Raw genomic sequence first — 16,444 nt, forward strand, 5'->3', positions numbered from 1 at the left:
CCGGGTCCTCTTTTTGTCTTAAAAAGGAATGACTATGGGGTTGAAAAAAGTTTTTATCGTTGTCTTGATCGGACTAAGTGCATATTCGCCATTGTTTGCCCAGAGTGGTTTTGATATTATAATGGAGCGGATTTTTGACAATTTTCAAAATTCCACTTCTACGAGCATCTTGGATGGGCAGGTGGCTGTAGTACGTGCTAGCTTAGATATGGACGGTAGCTGGCCGGATATTAACTACGCCGATCAGTCACAGACCAACTGGCAGCCTGTTAAACATTATGAAAGAGTAAGCGTGCTTTCCAAGGCCTATTCGAGGCCAGAGAGCAGTTACTATGGTGATCCAGCTTTGTTGGCAGATATTACTGCGGCCATGGATTACTGGCTGGGGCTTAACCCAGTTCCTTATAGTACCAACTGGTGGTTCCTCAGTATCAAGGTACCCAAGGATATTGGAAATATCCTTATTGCCCTAAGAAACGCCCCCACTGGCATTGACCCGGCACTGGAAAGCAGTATGATTGAATGGATGACCAAAGGGGGTTCTATGACTGTGTCCCCCGGAAAAGATGGTTCCAATCTTACTGATATTGGCCAACACTATATCATGAGGGCCTGTTTGACTGAAGACAGTGGACTGATGCAGCATGCCGTGACAGAAACGGGCAATTCGATCAAGATCAGCTCAGGGGAAGGCATCAAACGGGACAATTCCTATATGGCACATGGAGCGCAGCTTTACATTTATGGGTATGGAAGGGAGTATGTGTCAGGAATCAGAAATATCGCGGTAAATATCACAGGGACTTCCTATGCATATCCTCCAGAAAAAATCGCCATATTTTCGGATTTTGTCAGGAACGGATTTATCAAAACTTCTCGTGGTGCCTATGCCGATTTCAATGTTTTTGGAAGGAGCATTACCCGTTCGGGGGTAGGGCGTGCGGATGTAAACTTGATCGAGCAGGTCAGGGATTTTGATATGCCCCAATATCAAGCAAGTTACGATACCGTCATCACCAGGATGCGTGAACAAGAAAGTCCTGACTATGGCGTTACGCCAGAACATAATCACTATTGGAAGTCAGATTATACAGTACACCACCGTCCTGGCTATATGGTGGGGCTGCGCAATGTCTCCACCCGAACGGTGAAATCCGAAATGGGCAATGGTGAAAATATCAAAGGACATTTTTTAACGGATGGCGCCACTTATATTGCGGTAGATGGAGACGAATATTTTGGGATTTATCCTGTTTGGGATTGGAATAAGATCCCGGGAACCACCACTCCTGCAATCACTTCCTTTCCTGCCAGATCCTCTTGGGGGACCAATCCAGGGAAATCTCATTTTGTAGGTGGCGTATCAGATGGACAATACGGCGCCTCAGTCTATGATATGGATGACTATAATACCACCGCCAAAAAAACGTGGTTTTTCTTTGACGATGAGGTGGTTTGTTTAGGGACAGGAATCAGCTCATCGGCTGCGGAAGCCATCAATTCCACAGTCAACCAGGCCATGCTAAAAGGTAATGTTATCGTCAGCACAGGCAGTGGAGGAGTGTCCTTGGGGCAGGGGGATCACACCTATGCTAATAACCTCAAATGGGTATGGCATAATGACGTCGGTTACGTATTTCCTGAAGGTGGCCAAATAAAATTAAGCAACCAAAACCAAACGGGCAGCTGGAACAGTATTAACCAAACACAGTCTTCCGGGCAAGTTATAGAAGAAGTGTTTAAACTGTGGTTTGAACATGGCGTATCTCCAATAGATGATAGCTATGCCTATATCCTGCTCCCCGGGAGCACACAGCAGGAAACAGCCAGTTTTGATATCAAAGGCTTAGAGCTCTTGGCCAACTCAGATTCAGTGCAGGCGGTCAGGCATGGAGGACTGGGTATGGTGCAGGCAGTTTTTTACCGTTCAGGAAGCTATCTTTTGGATAATATAAGGGTCAATGTGAGTAAACCATGTATGTTGATGCTCAAAGGTGCCAGTACATCTTCGCTCAATGTGACGGCAGCAGACCCTACGCAGGGAAATACTGGTGTGCTGAGGGTTGGTTTGGAGACTGCCGCTTTGAGCGAAATGAAAATGCTTGACCTTACCTTGCCAGAAAGGGATCTTGCGGGGAGCAGTGTGGCTGGGGAAATCAACCAAAATTCACCGGCATTTGAAGAATTGGTGGCGCCACAGGTTCATAGAGCGGTAGCCGATGCTTTTGTGAGAGACGGTAGCTATGCAGATACCAACTACCCTACGGGGAATTTGGTGGTGAAAAAGGATGGAGCTGGGTATAGTCGAGAAAGTTTTCTTAAATTCAATACTACCGTGCTGAGTAATCAGTTGGACAGCGTGAAGCTTCGGCTTTGGATAAATAATGCCAATACGACTGTGACGGAGACCAATTGGGAAATCCATCATGTGGCAAATGATGCTTGGCAGGAAACAGGCATTACCTGGAACAATAAACCAGCCAGGGATAATCTCTTGGGACAGATTCCGGGTGCGCCTGCGGGGCAATTTGTAGAACTGGATGTAACCAATACCGTTTTGGAGAGCCTGTCTGGTGATGGGGCTTTTTCAATCAATATTGCAGGAACATTTCAGGGCAGCAAAACCGATGTGCAGTTTGCATCCAGAGAAGACGGCAATCCAGCCCATCAGCCTGTTTTGGTAGTGTATAAAAGCGAAATCAAAGGAGGGGAAGAGGGGAATTTGCCGGTGATAGAAGATACTTTCGTACAAAGAACCGATGCTAACGGTGATACCAGTGATAAAAATTATGGGGCAGCAGGGTTTCTCGCTGCCCAAAATGGAGGCTATGAGCGGGAGGTTTACCTTAAATTTGCATTAACTGATCTCACAGAGCCCATTCAGCAGGCTGCGATCCAACTGTACAGTCTGGGATCAGCTAGTGCTACATCTTGGGAGCTGTACAGTCTAGAAGATGTTGCTTGGGAGGAAGGAACGGGCAATTGGCAAGGAAATAGCGGCGAAGGCCTTACTTGGAATACCGCGCCTAATTCGGCAACCTTGCTCCATGCCATTCAAGGAACTACGCAAGAAGGTCCTGTGGTGTTTGATATCACCGGCTACCTGCAGCAAGTGGCTCCTCAGCAGGATACGGTGGCATTTAAAGTGGTATCCACAGCATCTGGTGTTTACACTTCCTTTGCCTCTGGAGAGAGCAATGATGTCAGTAGGTATCCTAGGATCCAATATGTGTTGGAACCTGAAGCCCTTGATCACGGGCTAAAGCCAGCCCCTAAAAACAAGGTGTTGCTTTTCCCTAATCCCCTGGAAGGAATGGGGACAGTGACTTCCGAACGGCTCATTCGCCAGGTGGTGATCAGGAGGCGTTCCGGAGAAATGGTCAAGGAAGAAAAAGATGTCAATGGTTATGAATATGAATTGGACCTGACGGGAATGAGAAATGGCTTGTACTATGTCATCATAATAGGTGATGACTATACCGAAGTGCAAAAGGCAATAAAGCGAAATTGATCATGTTGAATCGATCGTGACTTGAGGATTGAACCAAGCCCACTGATCTACATAAAATAATATCTGATGAAATGCAACTTAACTTTTACTGTCCGAGGAATATTTTTGTGCTGTTCGTTGATTTGGGCAGTCTTTAGCGCGTCAGCTCAGGAGAAGCGGGATTTACTGACCAAACAAATAGAGGACGTGAAAGACCTTGCCGCTTGGGAGATGGATCCCTTATCCGTCTTTCCAAGTGAAAATGCTGTTCACCAACAGTTAAGCCAGCTTCCGAAAGAAATCCAGTACCAGCTGGCAGAAGAAGGGGGCAAAGCCCTGGCGTATGAATGGCCAAGCATACCGGTGTCTGCCTATTTGGATTTTGTGCGCAACGGAAACCGTACCCGGATGCAAGCTTATCAAAATGAACGGATGAAGGCATTGAAAAGCTTGGTGATGGCAGAATTGGCGACAGGGGAAGGAAAATATATTGATGCGATCATGGATGGTGCCTGGGCCATGTGTGAGCAGTCCACCTGGGTGCTTTCTGCCCACCTGGGTGCCCAGAAAGATAAGTCGGGAATGCCTGATGTGGAGGATCCCGTAATCGATCTGGGAGCTGGTGAGGTGGCCAATTTATTGTCATGGATCCATTTTTATTTTCGAAGTGATTTTGAAACCATTTCGCCGTTGTTGACCAGAAGGATTGAGAAAGAGTTGGATGAGCGGATTATTAGCCCATATTTGGCCAGGGATGATTTTTGGTGGATGGGCTTTGAGTCTTCCTTTGTCAATAATTGGAATCCATGGTGCAATTATAACGTCCTGCTAACAGCATCGTTAGTAGAGAAAGATCAAAAACGCCTTCACCAGGTAGTAGAAAAAAGTGCACGATCAGTAGATCAGTTTATCAATTATTACAAGGCTGACGGGGCTTGTGAAGAGGGGCCTGCTTATTGGGATCATGCTGGGGGGAAGATGTTGGAATACTTAGCGTTACTCAAAGACCTTTCGCAGGGAAAAGTGGATGTTGGGAAAGAGCCCGTGATCCAAAATATGGGCAATTATATCAGGAAAGTCCATATTGCGGATGACTACTACGTGAATTTTGCGGACGCCTCTGCTCGACTAAAGGCACACCCTGGGATTATTTTTAGGTACGGTCAGTATATTTCAGATGAGAACCTGAAGGGTTTTGCAGCAGATGTAGCCCAAAAGGAGGACTTAGACCAATGGCTGCTGAAGGGAAGCCTGGACCGGACGATTCATAATCTTATGGGGTACAAGAAGGTGGAATCCCAAAAAGCTTATCAGGAAAAAACTCCTTTCTTTTGGTATTCGGAGACAGAGGTTGCAGGAGGACGATCTGTAGATGGGTTGTTTTTTGCGGCGAAGGGTGGCCATAACAATGAAAGCCACAATCATAATGATGTGGGGACATTTGTTCTGTATTATCATGGGAATCCGGTTTTTATCGATGTTGGTGTGGAAACGTACTCGGCCAAAACATTTAGCAAGGACCGCTATGATATCTGGACCATGCAGTCTGATTTTCATAACCTCCCGCTGATCAATGGTGTATCGCAGCAAAATGGCAAGAACTTCAAGGGAGCCTCGGTGGGTTTTTCCGAAGGAAAACGATACGTTCGTTTTGGACTGGATGTAAGCCAGGCTTATCCTGAGTCTGCGGCAAGCAACTTTTGGGAAAGGAGTTATGAGTTGGATAGAAAAAAAGGAAAGTTTAGCATTACCGACCAATTTTCTCTGAAAAGATGGGAGGCGCCATCTGAAGTACACTTAATGAGCCTATACCCTCCGGAAAAAACAGAAGAGGGAATGGTGGGCATCACATTGCCCAATGGTCAGGATATGATAATGCAGTACCCCGCTGATAAGGTGACGTTAACCATAGAAGAATGGCCAGTGGAGGATTCTCGGCTTTTACAGGTTTGGGAGCAGGAAGTGGTTTATCGGTTGGTATTTGTCCAAGTAGGAAAGCGCTTGGAGGAGAAATGGGCGTTTGAAGTGGCCACTCCATAGCTCCACCAGTAAAGTGGTTTACTGGTGGAGTTGGGAAAGGTCAGCTAATGCCCGTTTCGGGTTCAATCTCCCGATTCCCAAGCGTTATTGCCTGATGTCGGAACGAAATAGGGATGAGGGAGTTGGGCGAGCCATTGGTTATACTTTTCATTCATTTCAAGGTGTTTTCCAGGATTGCTTTTTAGCAGGTTGTTTTCTTCCGCCAGGTCTTGGTCCAGGTTGTAGAGTTCATGGCTGTCTTTGTTCACGATAAGCTTCCATTGCCCGGTCCTGATGGCACCTTTATACTGACTGGTGTGCCAGTACAGTTCACGGTGTTCGTGTTCCTGAGGTTTGTTGATGAGTTCCAGTACCGATTTTCCTTCCAGGTTTCGTTTGGAATAGCCTACGGCATCCAAAATGCTTGGCAGGATATCGAGGCTTGATGTGATGGAATGACAAACGGTTCCACTGTTGATTTTTCCTGGCCATCTTACCGCAAAAGGAACCCGGATTCCTCCTTCATACAGTTGGCCTTTGTAGCCTTTCAAGGGACTATTGTTGGCACTGATATGTTTCGATCCTCCATTGTCATTGATGAAGAAGATGATCGTGTTGTCCAGCTCGTCCATTGCTTGAAGCTGATCGAAGATCTTGCCGACATTTTCGTCCAGTGAATAAGCCATGGCTGCTAAGATTTCCCGTTTTGGATCCTCCGGAAATTTGCCTTTGAACATTTCCACATGCTCAGGTTTGGCTTCCAAAGGGCTGTGGACTGCGTTATAGGAAATATAGAGAAAAAAGGGATTTTCACGATTGTTGGTGGCAAAGTCCAGCGCTTCATCCGTGATGGCATCGGTCATGTAGGGAATGGTGGCCGGGTCTACAGGCTTGCCATCATCAATGACGTCTATGGCTTTCCCTGTGTGGTAGTGGTTGGAGCCCCACAGGAATCCCCAAAAATGGTCAAAGCCCTTTTGTTGGGGCTGGAATTCCTCTGCAAACCCTTCATGCCATTTGCCAAATGCTGCGGTAGAATAACCTAGTGGCTGAAGGTATTCTCCGACCAGTTTGACATTGTGAGGGAGTCCATATTCATCTTGATCTATACTGTAGGTTATCCCTTTGATGTAGTTGTAAATATGGCCAAACTCAGGCTGGTTGATGCCAGAAAGGAGCCCGGCGCGGGAAGGGGAGCATACGCTGGCGGTCACATATGCGTTGGTGAATTTTGCGCCTTCGTTTGCGATCCTGTCAATGTTGGAGGTAGATATAAACTTGTCAGACTGAAAACTGAAATCAGCGTACCCCGCATCATCGCTGACGATGACGATGATGTTGGGTTTTTCTTGGGCTAAGCTGTTGCCTATTGTGAATAACAAGAGAATTAAAAATGAACAGTATGGTTTCATGCTTTAATATTTGTAAGTGAATTAACGTTAATCAAAGTACTGCATATGATAATATAATGAAAATTTTAAAAACAAAAAGATAATGTTTTGAACGTTTTTTATGCTTGTGTTTGATCTTTAGATTTATACGGTAATATTTGTCTATATGTGGATTTAAAGTGAATCGAATAGTTTTAATTGTTTAGGTGAATTGTTTTTAATATGGTTTTGAGAAACCAATATATTTTCGATTGGTTTTATTATAAAATTTTTAGAGGATTAATGGGGTTTTTGTAAAGGTATTTAGTAGTTTTTATAAGGAAGTAAAGCATAAAATGTTTTACTCTATTGTTTTTTTTGTTTAAAAATTTTTATGTTTAAGAAATGTCTGATTATGAGAAAGCTAATAAAGTATAAGGAGAAGGAGTTGGTTGCTCTGATGAAGGAGGGGGAGTTGGCTGCTTTCGATGAATTGTATTATCGATATGCTCCACGTGTATTTGGGTTTGCCAAGAGTATTTTTTATGATCACGATATTGCAGAGGAGGCTGTTCAGGAGGTATTTGTGAAAGTATGGGAAAAGCGAGATGGATTAAATGAACAATTGAACTTTAAAAGTTATTTGTTTACAGCTGTCAAGCACCAAGTGTACAATAGAATAAGACAGGTGAAGCGTACTGTGGGATTAGAAGAAATGGCTCAGCCAGTCTATCACGAAGTTTCCGGTTTGGACGAATTGGAATACAAAGAATTTGAGCAAACAGCTTTGAATTTGATAGATAGTCTTCCCAGTGTACAAAAGCAGGTGTTTAAATTGAGCCGGTTGGATGGGGTCAGTCATAAGGAAATTGCCGAAAATCTAGGTGTTTCTGTCCGTACGGTAGAACATCATTGTTACTTGGCTACTAAATTCTTAAAAGGGCAACTGCTAAAACAGGCATCTGTCATCACCCTGACGTTGTTCATTTTGATTTTTTTGAACAACTAATTTGTTGTTTTTTGGATAATAATGTAATTGCTGCTAAAGTAAAATGCTGTTGATTCGGCTATTGTTTCCATGGCCGTTGCCCATGGCTATCACGCTCTATCTGGCACTAGACACGGTTACTTGGATGCAGACAAGCCTTTAAGGGCTTCCGCCTAACCTGCCCAGCCCTTCCTAATAAAAAAATCAGCGTAAATCTTATTAATCGGCACTATCTGCGTTCTATTACCCCCCCCCCCTCAACTTTTCCGCTTGACCCCTGATCTCAAATTGTTGTTTTTATACCGGTGATTTGTAAAACGCTGTTAAACAGGTGTTTGCTTGTTTTTTTGTTTTTTTTTATAAATAAATTAAGTAGTTCCCCTCTGTCATGTGTAGTGCCATTAAATCGAAGAAAAAAATTGGAAAAAGAGATACTTTTAAAATATCTATCGGGCACTGCTTCCCAAGTAGAAAAAGCAGCTGTTATTGATTGGCTTAAAACAGATAAGGGAAAAGCGCAATTGGAATCCTTGATGCAAGAGGAGTGGGGAAAGGAGCATAAGGGAGTACAGGAAGATGATTTAGAAAAGATGCTCACTGGGATTTATCGACGGATCGGTAAAGCTACTACCCATAAAAAACTGTCCAACAGAAAGGACCACAATTGGGGGAAGGTAGTTAGGATAGCTGCATCCGTGATGCTTGTCTCTTTATTGACTGTTCTGCTGTATAAGCAGCTTGATTATACTACCCCTGAATTGCCCGAAGAGCTCAAGACCTATACGAAGAAAGCTAGAGCAGGAGAAAAGCTGAAGCTACGTCTGCCGGACAAGACCTTTGTGATTTTGAATGCCAACTCTACCATAAGCTATACTTCGGGATTTGGAAAAGGAACCCGTGAGGTGGAGCTGGAAGGAGAAGCATTTTTTGAAATTACCCCAGATAAGGAGCGGCCATTTATGGTGAGAGCAGGTGGGGTAGTAGTGACTGCTTTGGGTACGGCTTTTAATACAGAAAATAGGGGAGGTAATGTATCGGTGGCGCTCACAGAAGGAAAAGTAAGTGTAGAAAATAAAGTGGAGGGAAATGAGGAAAGTGTCATTTTGGTCCCTGGTCAAATAGCCTCTGTAAATCGCAACGTAAGAGGGGAATTAGGTGTCGCGACATTTATTCAGGAAGATGTTACTGCATGGAAAGAAGGAAAAATCCTCTTCAAGAGCAAACCGCTCGGCGAGATTTTGGATGATCTTGAAGAATGGTATGGCGTGGACATCAAGTTAACAAAAGGCGTGAATGCCGCTCGAAAAGTTTCGGGAACTTTTAATAACGAGAGCTTAGAAAATGTGCTGAAGGGATTGACTTTTTCCCTTGGCTTCGAATATGAAATAAATAATGAACAAGTGATACTCAAAAAATAACATTGCCTATGTGAAAAGAAATCAGGACAGCCTTCCATCGCCAAATGAATCAACTGCCCTGAACGTTTCAAGTGATAAACCTTAAAACATTTACAAAATTATGAAAAGAAAATTACTGAGCCTAATTAAAATGGTGTCTAAGAACCTGTTATATGGTATAATTATACAATGCATATTTCTTACTTCGCTTATGGCTGGGGAGGGAAATGCACAAATCAAGCCCTTGGACAAGGCCTTTGTGAAACTGGAGCATCAAAATCGAACGGTGCAGTCCCTGTTTGAGGACATGGAGTCCAAGACTGACTATGTCTTTGTCTATCCAGATGACTTGCTAAGCAATAACCCATCCGTGACTTTGGAAAAAGGAAAAAAATCAGTAGAAGAAGTACTGACCGAAATCGCCAAATCCACTAAACTAAAATTTAAACAGGTCAACAATACCGTCTATGTTGGCAAAAATGTTCAGAACAGAGCTGATGCAGTAGAGATAAATATTGTTAAAATAGAACTGGTTGGTGTCGTCACTGATGAAGGCGGCAATCCGCTGCCAGGAGTAGCGATCGTCGAAAAAGGCACCACCAATGGCACCGTGACGGACTTGGAGGGAAAGTACAGTTTTAGTGTCCAAGAGGGAAGCGAATTGGTGATTTCTTTTGTAGGATATACGTCTCAGACGGTTCAGGTAGGAAGTAGTTCCCAGCTTGATATTGTGCTAGAGGAAGATCTTGGAGACTTGGAAGAAGTGGTGGTTGTGGGGTACGGTACCCAAAAGAAGAGTACACTCACAGGCTCCGTGACGGACTTAAGAGCTGATAAACTGGCTAAAAATCCAACGACCAATGTGAAGGGACTTTTGGTAGGACAGGTTCCGGGATTGGTAACCAATCAAAATCCAGGACTTCCGGGCTCTGATAATGTAGACATCAGTATCAGGGGATTTGGTTCTCCGTTGGTAATTGTGGATGGCGTGGAGTCTCATCTGGACCGATTGGACCCCAATGATATTGAGAGTATTTCGGTGTTGAAAGATGCCTCAGCGGCCATTTATGGTGCGCGTGCCGGAAATGGAGTCATCTTGGTAACCACTAAAAGAGGAGTCACAGGTAAGCCCAAGGTGTCCTATCATGGGTATTTTGCATCACAGAAAAGATTGACTTTCCCAGAGCAGGTAGATGCAGGTAGTTTTATCCAGCTCGGTAGGGATGGGATTTTTAACACCCAATATGACCCTACCAAACCAGATGCAGAGATTCCTTATGGTACGACATTTACTGAGGAAAACCTGGAGAAGTACAATGCTCCTGGTGCTCCTAGCTATGACTGGGCAAATGCAACTGTGAAAGATGGAGGCTCTCCTCTACAAAACCATAACCTGAGTTTTAGGGGTGGAAGTGAGAATGTAAGGTATTATGTCAGTGTAGGAATGCAAGACCAGTCAGGGATTTTTAAAGGAGATTATGACTATAAAAAGTTTTCGGTAACCAGTAATACCGATATTAAACTTTCTGAAGGCCTGGACCTGAAATTAAATGTGAGCCATATCAATGAGCAACAAGATTATGCCTCTTCAAGTATCGGGGATATATGGAATGATTTGAGGACAGCTCAGCCTATCTATCCTACGGTCTTGCCTGATCCTACGAAGAATCCCTATTCTGGATTCAATGCTCGCTCACCTGTGACTCGGATAAATAAAGACGCGGTAGGATATGAGAATACTAATAAAAAAACGACTGCTGGTGCTGCGGAATTAAGCTATAATCTTCCATTTTTTAAGGACCTAACGGTGGGAGCAAGGATGAATTTTCGGTTTAGAGGTGCGGTACGAGAGGAGCTGACCAGGTTCTACGAAGTGTACTCTTATAATCCTGATGATATCACGGAAGATTATGACGGATATAAGTTAGAAGGTTCGCAAGGGATCAATTCATATACCAAATCAATTTTTGGTCCAGGCAATGATCCGAGAAGTAGGTTCCTGTACAGAGGTTATGCAAGGTATAACAAAGAGGTTTCCAAGCATGATTTTTCTGCGCTGGCATTTGTGGAAAGGGAGGACAATATATACAATGATCTGTCGGTAACACGGAGGGACCTGCTTTCTCCTGATATTCCTCAAGTAAGCGGAGCCAATGAACTGACCATCACTAAGGGGACTGGAAGGGATGTCGAATACACCCGGATCAGTGTAGCTGGCCGATTTAATTATTCCTATGATGAAAAGTACCTGTTTGAAGCGACCTTACGGGCGGATGCGAGCTCTAAGTTTGGCCCCAAGGTAAGATGGGGCTATTTTCCTTCTGTTTCTGCGGGCTGGAATATTGCCAGGGAGGACTTTCTGAAAGATGCAGCAGTTCTGGATCAGTTGAAGTTGAGGCTTTCCTACAGTCAAACTGGCGTGGATAATAACCTGAGCAATACCTCCTTTGAATACCTGTCAGGGTTTGAAGAAAGGGTAGGGAATATCTACATCCTAAATGGTGATCAGGTTCCCCAAATTCAATCCAGTAGTTTGCCCAATGAATTGGTGACATGGGAGGAGACAACTTTATATAATGTGGGGGTAGACTATACAATATTTGACGGTAGGGTGTTTGGTAGCTTTGATGGATTTTACCGATATCGTGATGGACTGCTAAGGATTCCTCTAGAGGATTTGCCAGGGACATTTGGAGCCCCTCTTCCCGCGGTAAACCTTGATGCGAGAAGTAACAGGGGCTTTGATGCTTCACTTGGTATTAGAGGTGCTGTGGGCGAATTCCAGTACAATATCGTTGCAGGTGTGGGGTACACTCGGGAAAAATACGAAAAGTACCAAGAGGATATCGATGAGACGGATCCTGTGCAGGTGAAATTTGATAAGAGGGCCGGACGCTGGGTAAACACCGTCTTTGGCTATAAGTCTCATGGCCTTTTTAATTCACAAGCCGAAGTAGATGAATACTTGGACACGTACACTTTTGAAGATATCAATGGCAGCCCAAAACCGGGCGATATCAGGTATGTTGATCTTACAGGAGATGGTGTGATCAATAGGGAGGACCGATATGAAATCGGGTATGGAAATGACCCGCAATTGACCTATAGTCTTCAGCCTAATTTGACCTATAAAAACTTTAACCTGTCCATGCTATGGCAAGGAGGCTCTCAGTTCAATGTATTTGTGGTAGGAGCCTTCAGGGCACCGTTTGGCAATGAGCAGGTTCCGCTAAAGCTGCATGAGGAATACGCTTGGTTCCAAGACCCAGCTAACCCAGGTGTAGGAAGTAATCCCAATGCACAATTGCCCGCCTTTAATAGGGATGGAGCTAGGACTTGGAATGATACCCAATCCGATTTTTGGATGAAGGACGGCACCTATATAAGGTTAAAGACGGCTACCTTATCGTACACTTTCAGTCAGCAGATGTTGTCCCGGGTAGGCTTGGATAGGCTGACACTGTATGTGTCTGGAGACAATATAGTGGCATTTAACAAACTGGGGATTTTCAAAGGGAATATTGATCCTGAGGAGGCCTCCCGTCCAAATGCCTTTAATCTGCCTCTGTTGAGGACGATGTCCTTTGGTGTTCAATTAGCGTTGTAATTTAAAAGCAGACCGTAATGAAAAACGTAAGATATATATTTATACCACTTTGCATCTTCATGCTGTTTTCGTGTGAAGACGAGTTGACCAAGGTTCCGAATTTCATATCGGAGGATAATATTTTTGAGTCCGAGTCTTTGACTGATGCCTACTTGGCTAAAATCTATCAAGATTTGCGATTCATTAATTTCGGAGGTGATAATGGATATAACGTCGCCATGATCCCTGCCATAGGAGGTGAGCATATTTGCTTTGCAGATTGGCAGACCCCCAACACCACATATCAGCGGACCTATTCCGCGGCTGCGGGGGATGGGCCGGTTGGCTATTATCCTTGGAATAATATTCGTGATGCGAATTATTTAATAGAGAATATTGCGAATAGTTCCTCCTTTTCGCAAGTATTTATTGATGCCAAAACCGCTGAGGCAAAGTATCTCCGTGCCCATATGTACTTTGAAATGGTGAAACGGTACGGCGGAGTGCCCCTGATTACAGACGTGCAATATGTGGACGACCCAGAGGAAGTGCTGTATCCAAGCAGGAGTACCGAACAGGAAATCTATGATTTTATTATTTCGGAGCTGGATGCAGCCATCCCTTTTTTGAGTACTGACCCAACTGGCGGACAGGGAAGAGTGGATAGATGGACGGCATTATCGCTTAAAAGCCGAGCCGCATTGTATGCAGCGAGTATCGCCAATTTTGGTGAAGTGCAGCTGGATGGAGTGGTCGGTATACCCAATGCCCAAGCCGAAAACTATTATCAAATGAGTTATGATGCCTCCAAAGTGATTCTTGAGTCGGGTAATTTCAGCTTGTACAATGCCTATAACGATAAGGTAGAAAATTATATTAACCTGTTTCTGGATGATGGCAATAGCGAAGTGATTTTTGCCCAGGTTTTTGAGCCGATCGTGAAAGGGACGGGGTTTGATCGTTTGGCTTTTCCTGCCGAATTCCGCGGTGGCTGGGGCTGTAATTTCCCCGTGTTATATGATATAGTCGAATTGTTTGATTTTCAGGATGGCACCTTAGGGACTTCCATTTCGAGAGATGAGCTTACAGCAGATAATTCTTGGGACATAGATGAGTTTTTTGGGAATAGAGATCCGCGCTTTAGGGCATCGGTTTTTTATCCTGAAACTACTTTTAAAGGCGGCTTGATCTATTTTCACAGTAGCACATTGTATACCAATAGCAATGGAGAAAAAGTGGAAACTACCTCAGGAAATCTTGACAGGGTCGGAGAGGTATGGCCAGCTGCAGCTCACCCTAGGAACGTAAGGAATACCGCCTTGCTAAGACGAAAGAATGTAAATGAGAACTTGGATTTGCCGAATTCAGGTGAATCAGGACAGGATTTTGCGATTTTCAGGCTGGGCGAGACGTATTTGAATTTGGCAGAGGCTGCTTATTATCTCAACAATAGGGACGAATCACTCAATGCGATCAACATGCTACGTGAAAGAGTCGGAATGCCCCTTTATGATCAGATTTCTGAGGATAAATTGAGAAAGGAAAGGCAAGTGGAACTGTGTTTTGAGACACATCGGTATTGGGACTTGGTAAGATGGAGAATTGCCCCGGAATATTTGGATAATGTCAGGATGAAAGGATTGGTCTTCAAGTATGACCTGGATGAGGACAAGTATATTATTACACTAAAAAATGCCGAACCCGAGACCCGGACATTTGGTCCGGAACGGTTTTACTTTCCTATCAATCAAGGGATCATCGCAGATAATCCCAAGTGGGTCCAAAATCCATTCTACGAATAGGAGTAAAACAAATTGATATAAAAAGACCGGTGAGATCGCCGGTCTTTTTATCTTTTGAGTAGGTATATTAGTGCGTTTGGACTATATTTAAATGAACTATTAAACGATAAATATGAACAAGGCTTATTACGTTGGGGTATTCTTGTTGTTGATTGGTTTTTCCTGTAGCAATAAGAAGACAGGGGTCAGCGGTCAAGAAAAAGTAAATACAAAGGAGCCCAATGTCCTGTTAATATATACGGACGATTTAGGGTATGGGGATGTGGCCAAGTACGGAGGGCAGATTCCTACTCCCCATATCGATGAATTAGCTGCAGATGGCATGCTTTTTACCAATGCTTACGCTACTGCAGCCACCTGTACACCATCCAGGTACGCGATGCTCACTGGTGAATATGCTTGGAGAGCAAAAGGACGAGGAGTAGCTCCGGGAGATGCTTCTGCCCTGATCCGGCCTGACCGGGAAACTTTGCCATCGGTCATGCAGCGAGCAGGCTACAGAACTGGTGTGATCGGCAAATGGCACCTGGGCTTGGGAGGTGATGAAGGACCGGACTGGAACGGTGCATTAAAGCCAGGTCCGTTGGAAATAGGCTTTGATTATTCTTTTATCATTCCTGCTACTGGAGACAGGGTACCAACGGTCTTTGTGGAAGACCATCACGTGGTCGGCTTGGATCCTGAAGATCCGATCCAGGTAAGTTACCGAGATAAAGTAGGTGACCGACCCACTGGCAAAGAGCATCCCGAACTCCTGAAAATGATGTGGTCCCACGGGCATAATCATACGATTGTGAACGGGGTCAGCCGAATCGGCTATATGGCTGGTGGGGAAGCGACCTTGTGGAGGGATGAGGACTTTGCGCAGACTTTTGTGGACAAGGCCAGCCAGTTTATCACTCAGGAATCTGACAAGCCTTTTTTTCTTTATTTTGCCACACATGATATCCATGTGCCACGATTGGCCCATGAGAAATTCCAGGGAACTACTGGTTTTGGGCCGAGAGGCGATGTGATCGCACAGTTGGATTGGACAGTGGGTGAACTGATGAAACTCTTGAAGGAAAGAGGGATGGAAGAGAATACAATTGTCATCTTTTCCAGCGACAATGGCCCAGTGTTGGATGATGGTTACGAAGACCAGGCAAGGGAATTGATTGGAGACCATAAGCCGTGGGGAACGCTTAGAGGAGGAAAGTACAGTGCATTTGAAGCAGGGACCCGGGTACCGTTTATCGTAAAATGGCCAGCACAGATCGAGGGAGGAAAGACCACAGACGCGATGGTCAGCCAAGTGGATTTGGTAGGTTCTTTTGCTGAATTTTTGGGGCAGAAATATAATGCCCAGCAGGCGGTGGATACCCAGAATGCCTGGCCTGCCCTGGTAGGTGAAGATCCTAAAGGCAGGGAAGGGTTGGTGCAGGAAGCACTCTTCAGTAATCTGGCCTATATCCGACGCGATGGATATAAGTTGATCCCCGCAAACAATGGCCCCGACATGGTGCCATGGGGGCCTGTTATAGAGACAGGTTTTACCAATAAAGATCAGTTGTTTGATGTGAAGAATGATCCTGGAGAGACAAAGGATATCTCTTTAACATCACCCAAAATAATGGAAGAGATGAAATTCGCCTTGCAGCAGATCAAGGATAAGTAATGATCCCTAGTTTGTGCTTTATTAATATGGAAAGTGACTTTTACTATCTTTCGATCTTACAACCCGACCAGCAAAGAAAACACCTGAAAAGGAAAAGTCTTGTGTATTCTTTGATTTTATTTTTAGGTAACTTGC

8 protein-coding genes are annotated in these 16,444 nt (G+C 44.5%); 7 read left to right on the plus strand and 1 reads right to left on the minus strand.

All coding sequences use genetic code 11. The features are described 5' to 3' along the window. The first annotated feature begins 34 nt into the window (after nucleotides 1-34). Together FKX85_RS10305 and FKX85_RS10310 are read left to right on the plus strand one after the other, a co-directional pair. Nucleotides 35-3,511: a polysaccharide lyase family 8 super-sandwich domain-containing protein gene (locus FKX85_RS10305; protein WP_168196244.1), complete on the plus strand. Its 3,477-nt coding sequence runs from the start codon at nucleotides 35-37 to the stop codon at nucleotides 3,509-3,511. Nucleotides 3,512-3,577: 66 nt separating this feature from the next. Further along, nucleotides 3,578-5,530 carry a heparinase II/III domain-containing protein gene (locus tag FKX85_RS10310; RefSeq protein ID WP_141614649.1) on the plus strand — a complete coding sequence of 651 codons (1,953 nt, stop codon included), beginning with the start codon at nucleotides 3,578-3,580 and terminating at the stop codon, nucleotides 5,528-5,530. A 62-nt stretch (nucleotides 5,531-5,592) separates the two neighbouring features. On the opposite strand, the gene FKX85_RS10315 is transcribed toward FKX85_RS10310, so the two are convergent. Beyond that, nucleotides 5,593-6,891: a sulfatase-like hydrolase/transferase gene (locus FKX85_RS10315; protein WP_168196245.1), complete on the minus strand. Its 1,299-nt coding sequence runs from the start codon at nucleotides 6,889-6,891 to the stop codon at nucleotides 5,593-5,595. A 403-nt stretch (nucleotides 6,892-7,294) separates the two neighbouring features. Here FKX85_RS10315 and FKX85_RS10320 point away from each other — a divergent pair, with 403 nt between their 5' ends. The 5 genes from FKX85_RS10320 (at nucleotide 7,295) to FKX85_RS10340 (ending at nucleotide 16,309) form a co-directional block, all read left to right on the plus strand. Then, on the plus strand, nucleotides 7,295-7,888 hold the full coding sequence (locus FKX85_RS10320) for an RNA polymerase sigma factor (protein WP_229239822.1): 594 nt from the start codon (nucleotides 7,295-7,297) through the stop codon (nucleotides 7,886-7,888). A 398-nt stretch (nucleotides 7,889-8,286) separates the two neighbouring features. Further along, the gene (locus tag FKX85_RS10325) at nucleotides 8,287-9,285 is read left to right on the plus strand and encodes a FecR family protein (protein ID WP_141614652.1); all 999 of its coding nucleotides are present in this window, start codon (nucleotides 8,287-8,289) and stop codon (nucleotides 9,283-9,285) included. 100 nt (nucleotides 9,286-9,385) lie between these two features. After that, nucleotides 9,386-12,871, plus strand: a complete 3,486-nt coding sequence (locus tag FKX85_RS10330) for a TonB-dependent receptor (protein WP_141614653.1) — start codon at nucleotides 9,386-9,388, stop codon at nucleotides 12,869-12,871. A gap of 17 nt (nucleotides 12,872-12,888) precedes the next feature. Beyond that, nucleotides 12,889-14,652: a RagB/SusD family nutrient uptake outer membrane protein gene (locus FKX85_RS10335; protein ID WP_141614654.1), complete on the plus strand. Its 1,764-nt coding sequence runs from the start codon at nucleotides 12,889-12,891 to the stop codon at nucleotides 14,650-14,652. A gap of 112 nt (nucleotides 14,653-14,764) precedes the next feature. Then, nucleotides 14,765-16,309, plus strand: a complete 1,545-nt coding sequence (locus FKX85_RS10340) for a sulfatase family protein (protein WP_141614655.1) — start codon at nucleotides 14,765-14,767, stop codon at nucleotides 16,307-16,309. Nucleotides 16,310-16,444 lie beyond the last annotated feature (135 nt).

Origin of the sequence: Echinicola soli (assembly GCF_006575665.1) — a bacterium.
Taxonomy (GTDB): domain Bacteria; phylum Bacteroidota; class Bacteroidia; order Cytophagales; family Cyclobacteriaceae; genus Echinicola; species Echinicola soli.

What these genes read in the sequence shown, in the direction of transcription:
- FKX85_RS10305 (WP_168196244.1), top strand. Translation starts at nt 35, where the DNA reads ATGGGGTTGAAAAAAGTTTTTATCGTTGTCTTGATCGGACTAAGTGCA.
- FKX85_RS10310 (WP_141614649.1), top strand. Translation starts at nt 3,578, where the DNA reads ATGAAATGCAACTTAACTTTTACTGTCCGAGGAATATTTTTGTGCTGT.
- FKX85_RS10320 (WP_229239822.1), top strand. Translation starts at nt 7,295, where the DNA reads ATGAGAAAGCTAATAAAGTATAAGGAGAAGGAGTTGGTTGCTCTGATG.
- FKX85_RS10330 (WP_141614653.1), top strand. Translation starts at nt 9,386, where the DNA reads ATGAAAAGAAAATTACTGAGCCTAATTAAAATGGTGTCTAAGAACCTG.
- FKX85_RS10335 (WP_141614654.1), top strand. Translation starts at nt 12,889, where the DNA reads ATGAAAAACGTAAGATATATATTTATACCACTTTGCATCTTCATGCTG.
- FKX85_RS10340 (WP_141614655.1), top strand. Translation starts at nt 14,765, where the DNA reads ATGAACAAGGCTTATTACGTTGGGGTATTCTTGTTGTTGATTGGTTTT.